This is a genomic window from Streptomyces sp. NPDC058239 (genome assembly GCF_042882185.1).
GTDB lineage: Bacteria > Actinomycetota > Actinomycetes > Streptomycetales > Streptomycetaceae > Streptomyces.
On sequence record NZ_JBHVWS010000074.1, the window covers coordinates 25,307 to 41,381 of the forward strand.

At 68.4% G+C, this 16,075-nt stretch carries 17 protein-coding genes and 3 pseudogenes; 9 read left to right on the forward strand and 11 right to left on the reverse strand.

Translation table 11 applies throughout. The features are described 5' to 3' along the window. Positions 1-527: 527 nt before the first annotated feature. Positions 528-809: a hypothetical protein gene (locus ACFVYE_RS42440; RefSeq protein ID WP_383976706.1), complete on the reverse strand. Its 282-nt coding sequence runs from the start codon at positions 807-809 to the stop codon at positions 528-530. A gap of 215 nt (positions 810-1,024) precedes the next feature. On the opposite strand from ACFVYE_RS42440, the gene ACFVYE_RS42445 reads away from it, so the two are divergent. Then, complete coding sequence (locus ACFVYE_RS42445) at positions 1,025-1,207, forward strand: hypothetical protein (protein ID WP_383976708.1); 183 nt, start codon at positions 1,025-1,027, stop codon at positions 1,205-1,207. A 361-nt stretch (positions 1,208-1,568) separates the two neighbouring features. Here ACFVYE_RS42445 and ACFVYE_RS42450 read toward each other — a convergent pair whose 3' ends face one another. Both ACFVYE_RS42450 and ACFVYE_RS42455 read right to left on the reverse strand, forming a co-directional pair. Then, positions 1,569-1,967, reverse strand: a complete 399-nt coding sequence (locus tag ACFVYE_RS42450) for a VOC family protein (protein ID WP_389608761.1) — start codon at positions 1,965-1,967, stop codon at positions 1,569-1,571. Beyond that, a complete protein-coding gene (locus tag ACFVYE_RS42455) occupies positions 1,964-2,479 on the reverse strand; it encodes a cupin domain-containing protein (RefSeq protein WP_389608762.1) in 516 nt (171 codons plus the stop codon). Before ACFVYE_RS42455 ends, ACFVYE_RS42450 begins: the two co-directional genes overlap by 4 nt. A 107-nt stretch (positions 2,480-2,586) precedes the next feature. On the opposite strand from ACFVYE_RS42455, the gene ACFVYE_RS42460 reads away from it, so the two are divergent. Further along, entirely contained in the window at positions 2,587-2,904 is a 318-nt protein-coding gene (locus ACFVYE_RS42460) for a hypothetical protein (RefSeq protein ID WP_389608763.1), read from the forward strand. Between the two features lie 369 nt (positions 2,905-3,273). Then, entirely contained in the window at positions 3,274-3,690 is a 417-nt protein-coding gene (locus ACFVYE_RS42465; protein ID WP_389608773.1) for a DUF3592 domain-containing protein, read from the forward strand. A gap of 101 nt (positions 3,691-3,791) precedes the next feature. On the opposite strand, the pseudogene ACFVYE_RS42470 reads toward ACFVYE_RS42465, so the two are convergent. The 3 genes and pseudogenes from ACFVYE_RS42470 to ACFVYE_RS42480 all read right to left on the reverse strand — a co-directional run. Next, positions 3,792-4,343: pseudogene (locus ACFVYE_RS42470) on the reverse strand (MFS transporter); the annotation flags it as partial. Between the two features lie 42 nt (positions 4,344-4,385). Then, positions 4,386-5,582, reverse strand: a complete 1,197-nt coding sequence (locus ACFVYE_RS42475) for an acyl-CoA dehydrogenase family protein (protein WP_389608764.1) — start codon at positions 5,580-5,582, stop codon at positions 4,386-4,388. Positions 5,583-5,611: 29 nt separating this feature from the next. Continuing rightward, complete coding sequence (locus ACFVYE_RS42480; RefSeq protein ID WP_383976721.1) at positions 5,612-7,177, reverse strand: class I adenylate-forming enzyme family protein; 1,566 nt, start codon at positions 7,175-7,177, stop codon at positions 5,612-5,614. A gap of 196 nt (positions 7,178-7,373) precedes the next feature. Between ACFVYE_RS42480 and ACFVYE_RS42485 the strand changes: the two genes are divergently transcribed. After that, the gene (locus ACFVYE_RS42485; protein ID WP_389608765.1) at positions 7,374-7,916 is read left to right on the forward strand and encodes a TetR/AcrR family transcriptional regulator; all 543 of its coding nucleotides are present in this window, start codon (positions 7,374-7,376) and stop codon (positions 7,914-7,916) included. A 255-nt stretch (positions 7,917-8,171) separates the two neighbouring features. Here the strand turns inward: ACFVYE_RS42485 and ACFVYE_RS42490 are convergent, their stop codons facing one another. Beyond that, positions 8,172-8,375 (reverse strand): terpene synthase family protein, encoded by a 204-nt coding sequence (locus ACFVYE_RS42490; protein WP_383976724.1) that lies wholly within the window; start codon positions 8,373-8,375, stop codon positions 8,172-8,174. 332 nt (positions 8,376-8,707) lie between these two features. Here ACFVYE_RS42490 and ACFVYE_RS42495 point away from each other — a divergent pair, with 332 nt between their 5' ends. Both ACFVYE_RS42495 and ACFVYE_RS42500 read left to right on the forward strand, forming a co-directional pair. Next, a complete protein-coding gene (locus ACFVYE_RS42495; RefSeq protein WP_383976726.1) occupies positions 8,708-9,916 on the forward strand; it encodes an NAD(P)/FAD-dependent oxidoreductase in 1,209 nt (402 codons plus the stop codon). Then, a complete protein-coding gene (locus ACFVYE_RS42500; protein ID WP_389608766.1) occupies positions 9,913-10,833 on the forward strand; it encodes an RNA polymerase sigma-70 factor in 921 nt (306 codons plus the stop codon). The genes ACFVYE_RS42495 and ACFVYE_RS42500 overlap by 4 nt, the downstream gene beginning before the upstream one ends. Before the next feature lie 506 nt (positions 10,834-11,339). Here the strand turns inward: ACFVYE_RS42500 and ACFVYE_RS42505 are convergent. Further along, on the reverse strand, positions 11,340-12,254 hold the full coding sequence (locus tag ACFVYE_RS42505; RefSeq protein ID WP_389608767.1) for a helix-turn-helix domain-containing protein: 915 nt from the start codon (positions 12,252-12,254) through the stop codon (positions 11,340-11,342). Positions 12,255-12,388: 134 nt separating this feature from the next. On the opposite strand from ACFVYE_RS42505, the gene ACFVYE_RS42510 reads away from it, so the two are divergent. Next, positions 12,389-13,315 (forward strand): oxidoreductase, encoded by a 927-nt coding sequence (locus ACFVYE_RS42510; protein ID WP_389608768.1) that lies wholly within the window; start codon positions 12,389-12,391, stop codon positions 13,313-13,315. A 272-nt stretch (positions 13,316-13,587) separates the two neighbouring features. Here the strand turns inward: ACFVYE_RS42510 and ACFVYE_RS42515 are convergent, their stop codons facing one another. Then, positions 13,588-13,752 carry a hypothetical protein gene (locus tag ACFVYE_RS42515; RefSeq protein WP_389608769.1) on the reverse strand — a complete coding sequence of 55 codons (165 nt, stop codon included), beginning with the start codon at positions 13,750-13,752 and terminating at the stop codon, positions 13,588-13,590. Positions 13,753-14,263: 511 nt separating this feature from the next. Here ACFVYE_RS42515 and ACFVYE_RS42520 point away from each other — a divergent pair. Beyond that, the gene (locus ACFVYE_RS42520; protein ID WP_389608770.1) at positions 14,264-14,884 is read left to right on the forward strand and encodes a hypothetical protein; all 621 of its coding nucleotides are present in this window, start codon (positions 14,264-14,266) and stop codon (positions 14,882-14,884) included. Positions 14,885-14,999: 115 nt separating this feature from the next. Here ACFVYE_RS42520 and ACFVYE_RS42525 read toward each other — a convergent pair. Next, positions 15,000-15,281 (reverse strand): annotated as a pseudogene (locus ACFVYE_RS42525) (hypothetical protein); the annotation flags it as partial. A 320-nt stretch (positions 15,282-15,601) separates the two neighbouring features. Between ACFVYE_RS42525 and ACFVYE_RS42530 the strand changes: the two are divergent. Further along, positions 15,602-15,874, forward strand: coding sequence for a DUF6225 family protein (locus ACFVYE_RS42530; protein WP_389608771.1), 273 nt, complete (start codon positions 15,602-15,604; stop codon positions 15,872-15,874). A gap of 7 nt (positions 15,875-15,881) precedes the next feature. On the opposite strand, the pseudogene ACFVYE_RS42535 reads toward ACFVYE_RS42530, so the two are convergent. Continuing rightward, a pseudogene (locus tag ACFVYE_RS42535) lies at positions 15,882-16,075 on the reverse strand (IS630 family transposase); the annotation flags it as partial.

Here is a 16,075-nt window from a genome sequence, read left to right on the forward strand (position 1 = left end):
GTTCATCAGGCGCGTGAGGATCACGGGCTCGTGTATCGCCCGCTTGAGGAGTTCCGCCAGGGTGCCGGACGCTTTCGCACAGGTACGCGCGGCCGCGCAGAGCGCCGGGTCGCCGGCGTCCTCGACGGCACGACGCAGGCCGGCCATCCCGTCGGCCATGGGGGACTGCGCCATCGCGTCTGCACCGGCGAGCTCGGCGTCACGGTAGAACGCGCGAAGGGCCTCGATGCCGGCGGCATGATGCGGCCACGCGGTCTCCTACGGGTCCAGGAATTCGTCGAACGAGACGTGGTCAGTGCCACCGACCATAATCCGGGCGCCTGGCTCGAGCAGGGCCTGGTGGTACATGCTCGGGACGGAGAACGGCGGGTGAGGGAGGTCGCACCCTGCCTCGGCGGCGTACTCCCGCAGCGTCCCGTCGAAATCGCGCCGTGCGCGGACTTACCGCCGCGCGGCTGGCCGGACCCGGGCCCCGCACAGGGCTGTTGCGGTGTGTGTGGCCTCGCGAAAGAGGGCTCAGCGACAGCTCACTGGATCAGGTCGGTGTGCGGATGCTCCGGAGATGCCGGGCAGACATAGAGCTGCAGATTGTCGGTGCTGCCGACTTCGACCGCGGTTGGCTGCGCGGGGTTCTGGCCGGCGACGTGACCGGCGGCAAACGCGGCGGCTTGATCCTCGTACGGCGCCCAGCCGTGCGTACGACCCGGCACGAGGCGCAGCCGAATTGCAGCTCGCGCCAACGGAGTCAGCTCAGGAAAGACTGCAGTGGCGTCGACCGGCCGCGGCGGTGTAGCACGTACGAAGACCATACCGGCGATCCTGCCACCAGCCACCGACAGTCCCTGGCCGCCTCAACCGGCGTCAGCGCTCAACTGGCCAAGTGAAACGCTCGCTGACTCAGTCACAGTGACAACAAGCCTGCCTATGTGGCAACTATCGTGCTTCGGCTCAATTCGGCGGGCCGCCGTACAGAGCTCTGGCGGCGCCCCGCTCCCGAATCCGCACCACGAGTACGAGGCCGAAGATGACCAGGATGTGGCCGCCCGACGGCGGTACCCGCCGACCGCTCGCCCCTCGCGTTGCCGCGCCCCGCGAGCCGGTCGACCCTACCCGCATCGGCAGGCGAGTGGTTCGCCGCCGTGCCAAGGGCATGGACGCCGGCGCCGTCGCGGCGGTCCTCGAGGAAGCCCGGTTCGACGCGGGCTGACCTCACCCTCCGCAACCTCCCAGATCCCTGGGGGAGACCTGGGAGATGACCGGGGAACTGGGGCCGGAAATGCCTGGATCATCTGGGATGTCTGGGAGTCCGAGAGACCGCTTCCCCAGGCAGACGCGTCCCTGGGAGGCGAGCTGTCCCGTTGCAATTGATCTGGTCCGAGCCCCTGGCTGTGACCAGCCACGACCAGATCAACGGAGACACCGGGCAATGGGAAATCTGGATTGATCTGGTCTGCGGCGCATGGATCGCCGACCGATCTCACTGGATCTGGGCCGGTGGCGACGAACGTGCTGTTGCCGCCCGCAGGGGCTCAGGGCCCCGTGGGGAAATGCCGCACGTCTCAGTTGAACTAGCCCCAGGTGCGGGTGCATAGGACGAGGCGGTAGCCGTCCGGGTCGCTGATCGTCGCACCGTGCTCGTCCCAGTACGGGTTGTGCGCGGGGACCCGGGTGCCGCCGGCAGCGACCAGCCGGGCGATCAGGGCCTCGTCCACCGCGGCTCCCAGGTAGACCACGAACAGGTCGTCCACGGTCGGGGTGGGTTCCAGCGGACGCTCGGGGTCGTACGTCAGCTCGAAGTGCCAGGACCCGCCGGGCGGTCCGACCATGAGGAGGTCGTGCTCGCCCGGCGTGCGTTCGGTGGTGCGCCACAGGACTTCGAGCCCGAGGCCGTCCGTGTAGAAGCGTTCCGCGGAGGCGAGGTCCCGCGAGGGGCGGGCCACGCGGATGTGGCTCGTGGAGTCGATCATGCCGAGCGTTCCAGAGCGGCACGCCATACCGGGCTGTCGACGTAGTGGTTGTCGAAGCGTTCCGCGGAATCGGCGATCTCCTTCGGGTCGGCCTCACCGCGCATGACCCGGCCGAGCAGGCGCAGATAGTCGAACCGGCCCATGCCCGGGGTGAACACGAATAGGACGTCGGCCTCGGCGCCGGGCGCCGCCGCGAAGGCGTGTGGGGTGTGCGGCGGCACCGCCAGGAAATCACCCGTGTTCAGGACGGTGACCTCGTCTCCCACCAGCACCTGCAGGGACCCGCTGATCACGAAGAACAGCTCCGTCGCCCTGGTGTGGAAGTGGGCCGGCGCCCCCACGGCCCCCTCGCTGAAGGTGGATCGGTAGCTCGTGAAGCCGCCGCCGGCGGCGGCTGCGTCCGAGTCGGCCAGCAGGGTCATCACACTGCTCGGGTCGGCGCAGGTCTCAGCGTCCGCGTGGCGGGTCAGCACTGCCGGGAAAGTGGTGGCGGGGGTGGTTTCCTCAGTCATGATCATGACTGTACGGTCCGAAGCGCTCCACTGACCAGGCCATTCCGGCACCGGAGAGTTGGGCCAATTGCCCGGTGGAATGGGGTGTCTGACCGGACCGGCGACGAATGGAGAAGCCTGGCCGCCCGGGTCGCGGTCAGCCGCTCGCCTCCGGCGACGTCATCGCGGGCGACCTCTGCAACGCGGTCGCGGCGGGCCGCCCCTGCCTGGTCCGGGTGCTGATCGGCTTCGGTTCCCACCTGGTGATCTCGCAGCCCGGCTCCGACCGCACCGCCGCGGCCCTGTGCGTGCTCGTCTTCCAGGTGCACCTCGACCGGTTACACGACGCCACCATCGTGAGCGCCGACATCGTCCTGCCCGTGAACGGCGCCTCCGAGCACGCGGCCCTGCACTTCGGCTTCGAGACCGACCACCGGGTCCAGTAGCAGGTCCAGCCGCGGCAGTGCCTGGTCCCGAGAACAGGAATCGGACCAGATCGACTGAGATCCGGAACAGATCCCGTGAGACAGGACAGCTGTCTCACCTGACGCTCTCCGATTCGCAGGCGAGGGACATGGTCACGTGAGACAGCCGGTCGCAGGGAGCACAAGATTTCCCGGATAGACCTCTGTACGACGGGGAGGACACCTCGGAGAAACTCGCGGCGAAGGTCGCCCGGTGCGAGTTCTGGCAGGAGGGGCCATGGCTCATGGGACAGGTGGGAGACGGTGAGCGCGCGGCGGTGGCTACGCCGGTTCGGTGCGTGGGCGCGCGTCGCCGGGAAGGTCGGGGGCGGGGTGGCCCTGACGACTGCGGTGGCGTTGCTCGTCGTCCTCGGGTACGGGTTCGTCCGTACAGGACTCGACGGGCTGAACGGCGCCTCCGCAGTCGCCGCGCGTGAACTGTCGGCCGACGGGGTCGTCCTGGCGAAAGACAAGGTGACCGAGCCCCAGGGAAGCCGCAGCAAGAGGATCGAAGTTCGTTTCACCACGGCCGCCGGGACGGTCTACCAGTTCCGGGAGGCCGGCGATGCCGATGTCGGCGACACGATCCGCGTCCACTACGAGCCGGGGCGTCCCGAAACGGCGAGCACCCACTCCGTGACGAGCAACAGGGTGATGTACGGCATTCTGGCCTTGGCCGGGCTCGCGCTCGTGATCCTCATGCCACTCCTGGTACTCAGGCTCGGCTGGGGCGCCTGGAGGACGAGGCTCAGGCAACCGAGGCCCTGACGCCCCCCTTGCCCCATAGTCCGGGGTCTGCGTCTTCTTCTGAGACTGGTTGTGCTGCCCGGTACGCGTCGTGGTCGTGGTGGTGGTTGTCTTCTTCTGGGCCCCGATGGCCACGGGGCCGGCGGGCGGCTGGGGGCGGCCGGTCTCGGGTCGTCCAGGAACACCTGGATCAGCACACCCACGATCAGGCACATCACACCCGAGGCCAGATAGCCGTACCGCCACCCGCTGTCCGGATGGGAGAGGCGGCCGAACAGGGGCGCGCTCACCCCGGCGATGAGGGCGACGCCGCCATACAGCAGGCCCGTCACCCGACCACGGCGGTTGTCCGCGTAGAGATCGCCGAGAATTTCCAGGGCGATGGGTCCGGCCCCGGCGAACCCGGCGGCCGCGATGCCGTAGAGCACTACGAACTGTGTGAAGCTGCCTGCCATCGCGGCCAGGATGATCCAGATGCCCCAGAAGCCGGAGCACACGGCGAGCACGGCCTTGCGCCGGAACCTGCGGGCCAGCAGCACCCACGGGATACCCGCGAACATTTTCACAATCTTGGCGACGGCCACCAGGGTGCCGAGCGCCGAGGAGGTGAGGCCCGTCGCCTCGCGCATGAGGGGGAAGAGGACGGTGGTCACGCTGCTCTCGGCGTTGTCCATCGCCTGGTCTTCCGGCGCGGCACGGCGGGCGGGCGCGCCGGTTCAGCCGAGGAAAGCCAGGCCATGGGCTATGCCGTTGCGCTGGATCTCCGAGGTGCCGGTCAGGATGCGGAACATACGGATCTTGCGGAAGAGGAACTCGATCTCGTTGCCCTGGGTCAGACCCTCCTTGCCGTGGATCTGGACGGCTTCGTCGAGAATGCGGAAGGCGGACTCGGCGACGAAGAGCTTGCACATGAAGGCTTCGGTGCGCACGTCCTCGCCGCGGTCCAGCGCTGCCAGCGCGGCGTAGGTCATGGAGCGCGCCGCGTAGAACTCGGTGGCCATGTCGGCGACCTTGTGCTGGATGGCCTGCAGGGCGAGCAGGGGCCGGCCGCCGGCGACCTTGCGGGTGCGGGTGCGGTCCAGGGTCAGGTCGAGGGCGCGGCGGGCGACGCCCAGGGCGGTGGGGCAGTGCAGCAGCCGGTTGACGGTGACGCGGCCGAGTGCGATGCGCATGCCCTTGCCCTCCTCGCCCAGCAGGTTGCGGGCGGGCACACGGCAGTTGTCCAGGATGATGTCGCTCTCGATGTGCTCGCCGGACATCGGGGTGGCGCCGTCCTCGACGCGGCAGCCGGGGCTGTCGAGATCGACGAGGAAGGCGGAGAACTTCGGCTTCTCGCCCTCCTGTTCACCGGTGCCGGCCATGCGGGCCACCACGATGGCGAAGTCGGCGAACGGTCCGGCCGAGGAGAACACCTTGTGGCCGGTCAGCAGGTAGTCGTCCCCGTCGCGGACGGCGGTGGTGCGCATGGAGCGCACATCGGAGCCGGCGTCGGTCTCGGTGAGCGAGAAGCAGCAGGCACGCTCGCCGCGCACCACGGGCAGGAAGTAGGTGTTCAGCTGGTGGTCGGTGGCATGGCGCAGGATGTCGCCGGCCCGCAGCGGCCCGCCCATGTCGCCGAGCACGCTGTGACCCAGGACCCGGCCGCTCGCTCCGATCTCCTCCTTGAGCGCGGCGAGTTCGGTGTACGTCAGGTTCTGCCCGCCGTGCTCCTCGGGCAGATGGATGCCGTAGAAGCCGAGCTCGCGGCTGCGCTGCCAGACTGGTTCGAGGTCGGCGCGGGTCAGACGGGTGGCCGGAGTGATCCCCCGCTCGCGTTCGTAATCGGCCAACTCGCCGTCCAGATAGGTGCGCAGCTTGTCGACAAAGCCGGCCAGTCGCGCGTCCTGGTAGGTGGGGCGCAGGGAAAAGGTCATGGTTTCTCTCCTCGTTCCGGGAAGGTGCTTCAGTTGACGCGGCGGGCGGCGCCGGCCCAGAACGGTTCGCGCACGGCCCTGCGGTCGAGCTTTCCGTTGCGGTTGTGCGGCAGTTCGCCGGTGAAGTCGACCGAGCGGGGCTTCTTGAAGCGGTCCAGGCGCTCGGCGCAGAACGCGATCAGCTCGTCCTCGGTGACCGCGCTCTGCCCGTGGAGCACGATCACGGCTTTGACGGCTTCGCCCCACTGCTCGTCGGGCACGCCGACGACGCAGGCTTCCTGCACGGCAGGGTGTTCGTAAAGGGCGGCCTCGACCTCGGTGCAGTAGATGTTGAAGCCGCCCGAGATGATCATGTCCTTCTTGCGGTCGACGAGGAAGAGATAGCCGTCCTCGCGCATCCAAGCCAGGTCACCGGTGTGCACCCAGCCGTCACGGAAGGTCTCGGCGGACAGCTCCGGGTCCTGCCAGTACTCCCGTACGCAGTCGGGGCCGCGCACGATGACCTCGCCGACCTCGCGCGCCGCGCGCTCATGGCCGCTCTCGTCCACGACGCGGATCTCGGTGTCGTACGAAGCACGGCCGCACGACTGCAGCAGTTCCGGATCGTCGGTGACGGCGCGCGCGATGTCCTGGCTCGTCAGCCCGGCGACGACGCTGGTGGTCTCCCCGAGCCCGTACCCCTGGGCGACCACCGGCCCGAACAGTGCCACAGCATCGCGTAGCCGCTGTGGCGAGATGGGCGCTCCGCCTATGCGGACGCTGGTGAGGCTGGACAGGTCTCGCTCAGCCGCGCCCGGTTGGGACAGCACCATGTTGAGCATGGCCGGCACCAGGAACGTGGTGGTGATCCGTTCCTTCTCCACTGTGTCCAGGAACGCCTCTGCGCTCCAGGCCGGCAGGATGTGCGTGGTGGATCCGCCGAACACACCGGCCAGCAGGCCCATGCCGGTGGCGTGGGTGATGGGGCCGCAGGCGAGGTAGCGGGTACCGGGGCCGGGCCTCGACTCGTCACTCATCAGCAGCTTGCGCATGTTGGCCAGCCGATTGCCGAAGGTCTGCACGGCGGCCTTGAGCGCACCGGTCGAGCCGGAGGTGAAGTTCAGAACACACGGCTCGTCCTCGCCGACCTCGACGGCGACCGGGGCATCGCCTCCCTCGGCGAGCAGTCCGGCGTAGGACGAGCCTGCCTTCTCGGCATCCGTTGCACCGTCGAGCTCCACGGGCAGACAGCCCGTGCCCGCCTCGGCGATCGCGGCGAGGGCGTCCTCCCGATGCGCACCGTCGAAGATCAGGACACGTACCGGGGCGTAGCGCAGGACATGGGCGATCTCTCCGCGCCCCAGACGGGCGTTGACCGGCGCGCGCACCATCCCGGCCTTGTAGAGCGCGAACTCCACCTCCACCAGCTCGCCGCGGTTCCAGGCCAGCGAGGCGACCGCGTCACCGGGACGCAGCCCGCGGGCCAGGAGTGCGGATGCCAGGTTGTCGGCGGCCGTATCCAGCTGCGCGTAGGTCCAGGACCGCTTCCCACAGACCAGTGCCTCCCGGCCTGGCCAGTAGCGGGCACTGCGGGCGAGATAGGTGCCGAGGTTCATGGACGTTCTCCAGAAGCCGAGCAGGGCGCATGCCCCAGATGCGAGGCATGCTGAATGATTAGAGACAGCTTGTTCAGTAACCGATCGCCTGTCAAGGCTGAAGTAGACTCAAGACGGACGGCAGAAGACCGGAGGGGGCTGCATGGCCGAGGACCGACGCACGCGGAGAACGCGCCGGAACCTGAGCGACGCATTGGTGGCTCTGATTCTTGAGCGCGGGTTCAGCTCACTGACCGTGGAAGACATCACCGAGCGTGCCGACGTGGGCCGCGCCACCTTCTACAGCCACTTCCGTGACCGGGAAGACCTGTTCGCCCGGGTGACCGCCGACCTGCTTGAAGAACTCACCGAGCGACTGCGGCCCGTCGTCTCCGACAGCTACATCGGCTTCACCGGCAAACCCGTCCTGGAAATGCTCCGCCACGCCCGCGAGCGGCGTGACATCTACCGGATCGTGCTGCGCGGCGAAGGCGACGGCAAGCCGCTCCAGACATTCACAGACGCCCTCGCCCGCGCCACGGCTGGTGAATTCCGCGACCGGGCCGAGCGCAACGAGGTCATCCCTCGCATCGACCCCGACCTGCTCGCCCGTGTCTGGGTAGGGGAACAGATCGCCGTCCTGCGCTGGTGGACGGAACAGGAAACCCCGCCCCTACCGGTTGAGGAGGTCGTGCGCATGCTGCTCGACCTAGGACTCCACGGCCGCTACTGGGCCACCGGCTTCGACGCGCAGGTCTGATCAAGGGAGGATCAGCCCCGTCAGCGGGCAATCGGACAAGCAGTGCAGGGGAGGTGCCGGCGTATGCCGCACTCCGCGATGGTCCTTGCCTCCGCGGTTCCGGCTGCTTGGGCCGCCGGGCATCTGGATTTCGACGGACTCGCGGCGACCGTAGCGTCGACGGCGGCGCCCCGTACGCGGGTGAGGGCGAGCTGACGGCACATGGCGGCCACTTCGTCGGCCAGGTGCTGGAAGCCGGCGACACGCTGGTGGACCTCATCGCAGGCCGCAAGCCACGGCCTCGTCGCGGGAGCAGCCCTGGGCACGCTGAAGGACGAGGACGAGGCTGTCCATGTTCCCGCGCGCCTCCTCCTTCTCCGACGAGTACACGTCGTTGCACATCAGCGTGATGTTCACGGCGATCTCCCGCATGATCCGCAGCTGCGGACCGTGGAGCAGTACCTGCAGGTGCTGCTCCACTGCCTTTCTCTCGGGCTTGACGGTCGAGTGGACGTGGAGGGTGACCCGTCCGGTGTCTGTGTGCGACAGGTGTCGTGGACGGAGGCGGCCTGATGGTGCTCTTCGAGCCTGCTGGCACATCTGGCCAACGACTGCCTCATCCAGTCCGACTGGTGTTGGGACTCCTTGAGCATCCCCGCCTCTGCTCTTCGCCCCAGTTGATTGCGGGCTCAACCAGGGGGCGGAACCACCGCCAAGCAGGCTGTGTCGCGCATCACATCGACCTCATGTCACGGACGCGGCGGCTCCTTCCATCTGGTGGTCGTCAACAGCGAGCGGAGGAAGGCGAAGCGATGAGCACACAGCACGAAGCCGGCAGGGCGACCACCCACCGCGTTCTGATCCTGGGGGCGGGTTACGCCGGCATGTCCGCGGCGATCCAGCTCGCGGCTCGGGTCAGGCGGCGCGAGGACGTGCAGGTGACCCTGGTGAATGCGCAGGAACGGTTCACCGAGCGGCTGCGGCTGCACATGACGGCGACCGGGCAGCAACTCGCCGAGCTGAGCATCCCGGAGCTGCTGGAGGGCACGGGCGCGCAGTTCGTGCGCGGCTGGGTGACGGCGGTGGATTCGGACGCGAAGACGGTGCGGATCGACGACGACCAGGTTCTGCACTACGACACGCTGGTGTACGGGTTGGGCAGCATGGCCGACACGGCGGCGGTGCCAGGAGCCGAGGACCACGCATACTCCCTGAACAGCGCCCAGGACGCCGAGGTGCTGGCCGACCGGCTGGCGCTGCTCGGCAGCGGCACGGTGGTGGTCGGTGGCAGCGGGCTGACCGGCGTCGAGTCGGCCGCGGAGATCGCCGAGCAGCACCCGGAGCTGAACGTCGTGCTGCTGGGCCGGCAGGAACCCGGTGCGGCCATGAATGCGAAGGCCAAGGCGTATCTGCAGGCTGCGCTCGACCGGCTGGGTGTCCAGGTGCGCAGCGGGGTCGAGGTGGCGAAGGTGCTGCCCGGTGCGGTCGAACTGGCGGGCGGGGAGATCATCGCCGCCGATGCGGTCGCGTGGACCAGCGGTACGCGGGTATCGCCGCTGGCGGCCGCCGCCGGACTGACGGTCGATGAGCGCGGCCGCATCGTCACCGACGCCGCCCTGCGGTCGGTGTCGCACCCGGAGGTGTACGCGGTGGGCGACGCGGCCGCGATCCGCCAGGGCTACGGTGTCATGCACGGCACCTGCCAGGGCGGTATGCCGACCGGTGTGCACGCCGCGGTGTCGATCCTCCGCGCACTCAAGGGCAAGCAGCCCAAGCCGTTCCGCTTCGGCTACTACCACACGCCGGTGAGCCTGGGACGGCACGACGCAGTGGTGCAGTTCACCCGCCCCGACGACAGCCCGCGACGCATTCATCTGACCGGCCGTATGGCGGCCCGGTATAAGGAGACAGTGACTGCCTCGCCCTGGCCGACCTACGGCCGAATGAAGAAGATGCCCGCCTCGGGCGCGTTCTGGCCCCGCGGTGGCCGCTTCACCCGAATCATCCGGGAGGCGCGGTGACCCACCTGTCTACGGACGCAGACCAGCAGGTGTTCCAGCAGCATCGGAACCTGCTGTTCTCGGTGGCGTACCGCGTCCTCGGCAGCGCGGCCGATGCCGAGGACGCGGTACAGGACGCCTGGATCAAATGGTCGGCCGCCGACCGCTCACAGGTGACCGACCCCAAGGCGTACCTTGCGCGGATCGTGTCGAATCTGGCGCTGGAACGGCTGCGCTCCACCCGGCACAAGCGCGAGACCTATGTGGGGCCGTGGCTTCCGGAGCCCATCCTCACCAGCGGGGATGCCACCGAGGCCGTCACGGACGCCGAGTCGGTGTCCATGGCGATGCTGGTGGTACTGGAAACGCTGAGCCCGCTTGAGCGCGCCGTGTTCGTACTGAGGGAGATCTTCGCCTTCAGCCATGCCGAAATCGCGGAGGCGGTGGAGCGTTCCGAAGCCGCGGTGCGGCAGGCCGCGCACCGTGCTCGTGAGCATGTGCGGGCCCGGCGGCCACGCTTCACGGCCGACCGGTCGCGGCAGCGGGAGGTCACCGAGCGGTTCTTCGCCGCCGCGACCGGTGGCGACATCAACACCCTCATGGAGCTGCTGTCCCCGGACGTCACCCTGTGGACCGACGGTGGCGGCAAGGTCCGCCAGGCCTTGCGTCCGGTCGTGGGCGCACAACCGGTGGCTGGCTGGTTCGCAGCCATCGGCACCGTCACCTACCAGGGCATCGAGCCCGCCGACATGAACGCCGAACTCGTCGAGATCAATGGCGGGCCGGGCATCCTGTTCAGCGCTCCGGACCGGGTGATCGCCACTGTCACCTTCGACTTCGACGCCGACGGCCGCATCACCGCCATCCACAACATGGCCAACCCGGACAAACTCCAGGCCATCGCCGACGGCACCACTCACGACGTGGGTACGCAGTGAGCCCTGAGCTGGGATCCACCCTCGGCTGGCAGCCGAGGGCCGGCCCGGGTGGGTCCGCTCGCAAGGGAGAAGCTGCAGGCCATCGCAGAGCGACGCTCGAAGAGCGCCCTTGAGCGGTCGGAAGCCGGGCGCATCCACTTCACCGACCTCTTCACCTCGCGGGGCGGGGAACAAGAGCAGGTCTGGCGAACGAGGTGAGCATGGGTGGCATTTTCAAGAAGCGCCACCGCTGGATGGCGACCGAGAAGGTCAAGCGCTGGTGGCCTGCGGTAGTTCACGGGGCCACGTATGGACTGCCGGACACCGGATCAGCCAGGCTGTCGGTCCGGCAACTCGGGCTTGCCTTCCTCTCCCGTACACGGTGGACATCAGCTGCGAGCACTCCGCCGCCAGACACTCTTCGGGGCGAACTCAGTCGCCGCAATACCGAACCCGCTTTGTACGGACACCATCAGGGCCCGCGATCCCTCCATCCCAGTCCGTGACCTTGCTGCAACGAACCTCCCTCATGCAGGGCGCGGGCGATTGCGTTCGGCTGACGGACGCCGGGCGGCTGTGTCGCCGCCGTGGTCGCGGGTCGCCTGCAAGGAGGCGAGGAGCTGGAGGCGCTCCGCGTCGGCTGTGCCGGGTTCGGCGGTGAAGACCAGGAGGACCGGGCCAGGGTTGCCGGGCAGAGGGTAGGTGTCCCAGTCGAGGGTGATTCCGCCGACCTCAGGGTGCTGGAACAGCGTGCTCCCGTGGACGTTCTCGCGAACGTCGTGCCGGGCCCACAGGCGCCGGAAGTCGGCACTGTGGATGCTCAGTTCGCCCACGAGCGCCCTGGCACGCGGGTGATCCGGGTCGTCCGCGACGGCGGCGCGCAGCATGGCCACGTACTGGCGGGCCATGCTTTCCCAGCCCTGGCAGAGCACACGGGCCTCAGGGTCCCGGAACAAGACGGCGACCATGTTGCGCTCCGGCAGGGGCCGGCCGGCTGGATCGCCCAGCAGTGCCTCGGCGAGCGGATTCCAGGCGAGCACGTCAAGATGCCGACCGAGCACCAGCCCGGGGGTGCCCATGACATGCAGCAGTCGGCGTGTGCTCTCCGGCACGCGTTCCGCTGCTCGGCGTGGGCGGGCATGTACAGGACGCCGGGCGGAGCGGGCCAAGTCGAAGAGGTGCCGGCGCTCGTCACCGTCCAGGCACAGGGCGGCGGCCAGCGCATCGAGGGCCTCGTCGGAAGGCCGCACGTCGCGGCCCTGCTCCATCCGCTGGTAGTAGTCCGTGCTGAGCCCGGCCAGCAGAGCGATCTCCTCGCGGCGCAGACCGATCACTTTCCGTCGGCCTCCCGGCTCCAGGCCGACGTCCTGCGGACGCAGCCGAGCGCGCCGCGCACGGAGGAAGTCACCCAGCTCGCGTGCGTAGGGATGATCGGTCGCCATGTTGCAAGTGTGCACGCCGACCGGCGCGCCAAGGTAGGTCTGCTATTCCCAGGCAAACGAGTACGACGGAACCGCGCCCGGTTGCTCCTACCGTCGCTACTGAACCATCCCCGAAACATTGCAGGAGCGCCGCCATGGCCGCGTGGAACACCCGCCACATTCCCCACCAGCACGGCAGAGTCGCCGTCGTGACAGGGGCGAACTCAGGCCTCGGTCTGGTCACGGCGACCGAACTCGCCGGGCACGGTGCCAAGGTCGTACTCGCCGTACGCGACACCACGGCCGGTGAGCGGGCCCGGGAGGGCATCCGCGCCGCGGTCACCGGAGCCGACCTGGAAGTGCGGGAACTGGACCTCGCCTCACTCGCGTCGGTCCAGGCATTCGCCAAGGAGCTGACCGCTGAGCACCCGGCGATCGACCTGCTGATCAACAACGCCGGCGTGCTGCATCTCGGACCCGCCCGCACCACGGCCGACGGATTCGAACTCCACATGGGCACCAACATGCTCGGCCACTTCGCCCTCACCGGCCTGCTGCTCGACTCGCTCGGCCGCACCGCCGCCGCGAGGGTGATCAACATCAGCTCGATCACCCACAAGAACGCCCACCTCGACGTCGACGACCTCATGTCGCACCACGCCTACCAGGCAAATCGTGCCTACAACCGGTCCAAACTGGCCTTGACCGCTTTCGGCCTCGAACTCGACCGCCGTCTGCGCGATACCGGTTCGCCCATTCTCAGTGTCCTTGCGCACCCCGGAATGAGTCGCAGCAATCTCAACCCCCGTGCCCTGCATGACCGCGGCCGGTTCGAGCGGCTCATGGCCCAGGCCATCCTGCGGGTCCTCCAGACACCGAGCGAGCAGGGAGCACTGCCTCAGCTCTACGCCGCCACTGCGTCCGATGTGCGCGGCGGACAATTCTTTGGCCCCTCCGGCTTCAAAGAGATGCGCGGCCGAGGCGTGAATGCAGTTCATCCCGGTGCCGAAGCCGCCCACCCCGAGACAGGCTATCGACTCTGGACGGAGGCCGAACAGCTGACCGGGGTCACCTACCTCTGATCAGGGGTGCTGACCGGGCAGCCCGTCGAGTTCGCGCCGAGAGCCCACCCAGACCGCAAGTATCTTTCACCTCGCGGTGTTCGATTCATTGGTCTCGGAAGTGCCGAAACGGCCCTCGGTGCACTGCGAGGCGGACAGCGCGTTGCAGAAGATATGCGTCTCGACGCCCCTGCCGGCAAGCCCGTCTGCGAGAGAGAGCCGAGACAATCTGAGACATCTGGAGAACCCCGGGAGCGCCGGATGACCACCAGCCCCCGCACCGTGATGCGCATCTACTTCCACCTCCAGGACGAGGAACTGTACGAGCAGTTCCTGGCCGTGCCGGGGCCGTCTTCCCGGTCGATGACCGGCGGCGGGGGCGTCTGGTCGATCAGGTTGAAGAAGCTCGGGCTGTTCGGGTTGTGCTGGCCGTTGATGGGCTTGTCGTCGGACTGCATGGCGGGGCGACTCCCTTGCTCGGGTACGGGTGGTGCGCGGGCCGGACGGCCTGGCCCGCACCCGACCGCGTGGGTCCGGGTGCCAGGCAGGTGGTCCGGAGCAGGGGTCAGAGGCCGCGGGTGTCGGCGAGGCCGGCTGCCTGGTCGACCACGCGGAGCGGGACGCGGCCGGAGCCGTGCGCGTCGTTAAGGACGGCACGGAGTCGACGTCGTCGCCGAACTTGCGGCGGTTCGCGTCCAGAAGCACGGCGGCCGCGTCCGCTTCCGGGCCGCCATCGCCGCGCGCCTCGATCCGGACGGCCCCGAGCATGCAGCGGGCGCCGTCCGCGTCGACCAGGGCTCCGGAGCACCAGCCGCCGGTGAGCAGCCGGTGGTGGGCGCGCTGCAGAAGGGACGCGACCGGGAACTGGGCGGTACGGAGGAGGCAGGCCCCGTTCACGGGCCTGCCGTGGTCCAGTGCCCGTCAGCGGCCGTGCGCAGCAGTGTCAGAGGCTTCCCTTAGGTTCGTCCCATGAGTTCTTCCCTGAGTGTCTACCTGCTCGACGTGGCCGCGACGCGTGCCTTGGTCGGATCCCGCGATGATCAGTTGCTGGAGGTGATCCGCAACAGCTTCGGGGACGACCTGGCACGCGACGACGACTATTTCAGCCACACGATCGAGGAAGGCGCCCCCACGGCATACGAGGCACTGCGCGGGGTCATCAACGGCGGGCCCTTCAGCGAGAACAAGGACCACGCCTTCCAGTACGGCTACGCCTACAAGCGGCTGTGCTCGCTCACCGGCTCGTTCCTCGACAACGACTGTTTTACGCCGCACCGGGGTGACTGGCTGTCGGTGGTCGACGAGGGCCTGAATGCTCTGGGCGTCACCGCCGTGTCTGTTCAGGACTTCAGCTACAGCGACCTGCCCGATCCTCTGCCGTACACATACATACCGGGCTGTGGCGAGTGGACACCTGATCACATCGCACAGGCGCTGGAGCAGTTCGAGGTCACCAAGCGGGCGGTCGACGAGTCGGGCCAGGCGCCACCGCTGGAGCCTGAAGTCGTGGAGGCCGTTATGCAGTGTCTCGGCTGGATGCGGCACGCGGTGGGGCGGCCGGGCTTTGGCGTTATCGGCTTCCGTTCCTGAAGTCCCGGACGGGGCGACCGCATTGTCCCTGTCCTGTCGGAGTGAAGTTGACTGTGGATCTCGCGCCGATCTGCGGGTTTGCCAGTTGGGGTGAGACCGGCATGCCCCGGGATTCTCACTCCACCTGGCTTCTGTGGAAGTCCAGCGCGGCATGAGCGCGTTCTGGCCTGTGCATCGCCGTCGGCGGTTCTTGGCTGCCCGTCAGGTGGCGTCGGCGGAGGCGGGTGAAGGCGGTGGGGTCGGGGCGGTGCGGGAGGATCTCCTTGATGCGCTGTGCGCATTCGCGTGGGCTTGCCGTGCTGGTGTCGCACTCCAGGTCGTAGTCGCCGTGGGCGTGGACCAAGTCGTATTGGTGGGCCGCGAGACCCGGCGGGCGGTTGCGGAGCCGGGGGTTGCGGCCGAGGGTGCGCCGACCCGGATCGATGCCGGCTGCGTCCAGCGTCGTCGTGAAGCCTTCTCCACTGAGGCAGCTGCCTTTCGGCCGGCCCGCGCGACACGTGCCACTCGGCAGGTAGGAACGGCTGCCCGCGAGTCGCCACCGCGAGATTCCTGGGCCACGGCAATCCTCTGACCGGTACGGCGTCGTCGGCTGGGTTCGGTTCACCACCCGGTGATTGGTTCTTCACCCCAGCCCCCCGTACCCCGGATCAGCGCTCTGGCCCGGGGTACGGCCCTGTCATCACCAGGACTGTCAGCCCGGTCCTGCATCCTGCGCCCATGGCCGACACCTTTGACCACGCCCCACAGGCATGGAACGCCGCGCAACTCCGCAAAGCAATCAAAGACCTGCTCGATGACGCTCCCATCCGCATCGGTGTCGCCGAAGACCCCGGCAACTTCGACAGCTACGCCACCTACGTGCTCGTAGACGCCGAACACGTCGAGAACTGGTGTCCGGCCACCTCCAATAAGCCCGAACGCACCGAAGCCGAGAAGGCACTCACCCTGTTCGCTGACTGGACAGCCGGCAGGTACGAACTGCTCGACTAGTGCCGCATCAGGCAACGTTCGCCCTGTTCACGACCTCGCGGAGGCGTTCGTCGGCGGCGTGCTTGTTTCGCCAGATGATGTAGCGACGGATCATGCTGCCCTGCTCAAGTTGTCGAGCACGATCGCGATACGGATCTCGGGCGGGTAGAGGCTGCGCAGGTAGCGGCAGAACTCAAGGAACCTCGTGCGGTTCTTCTTCGG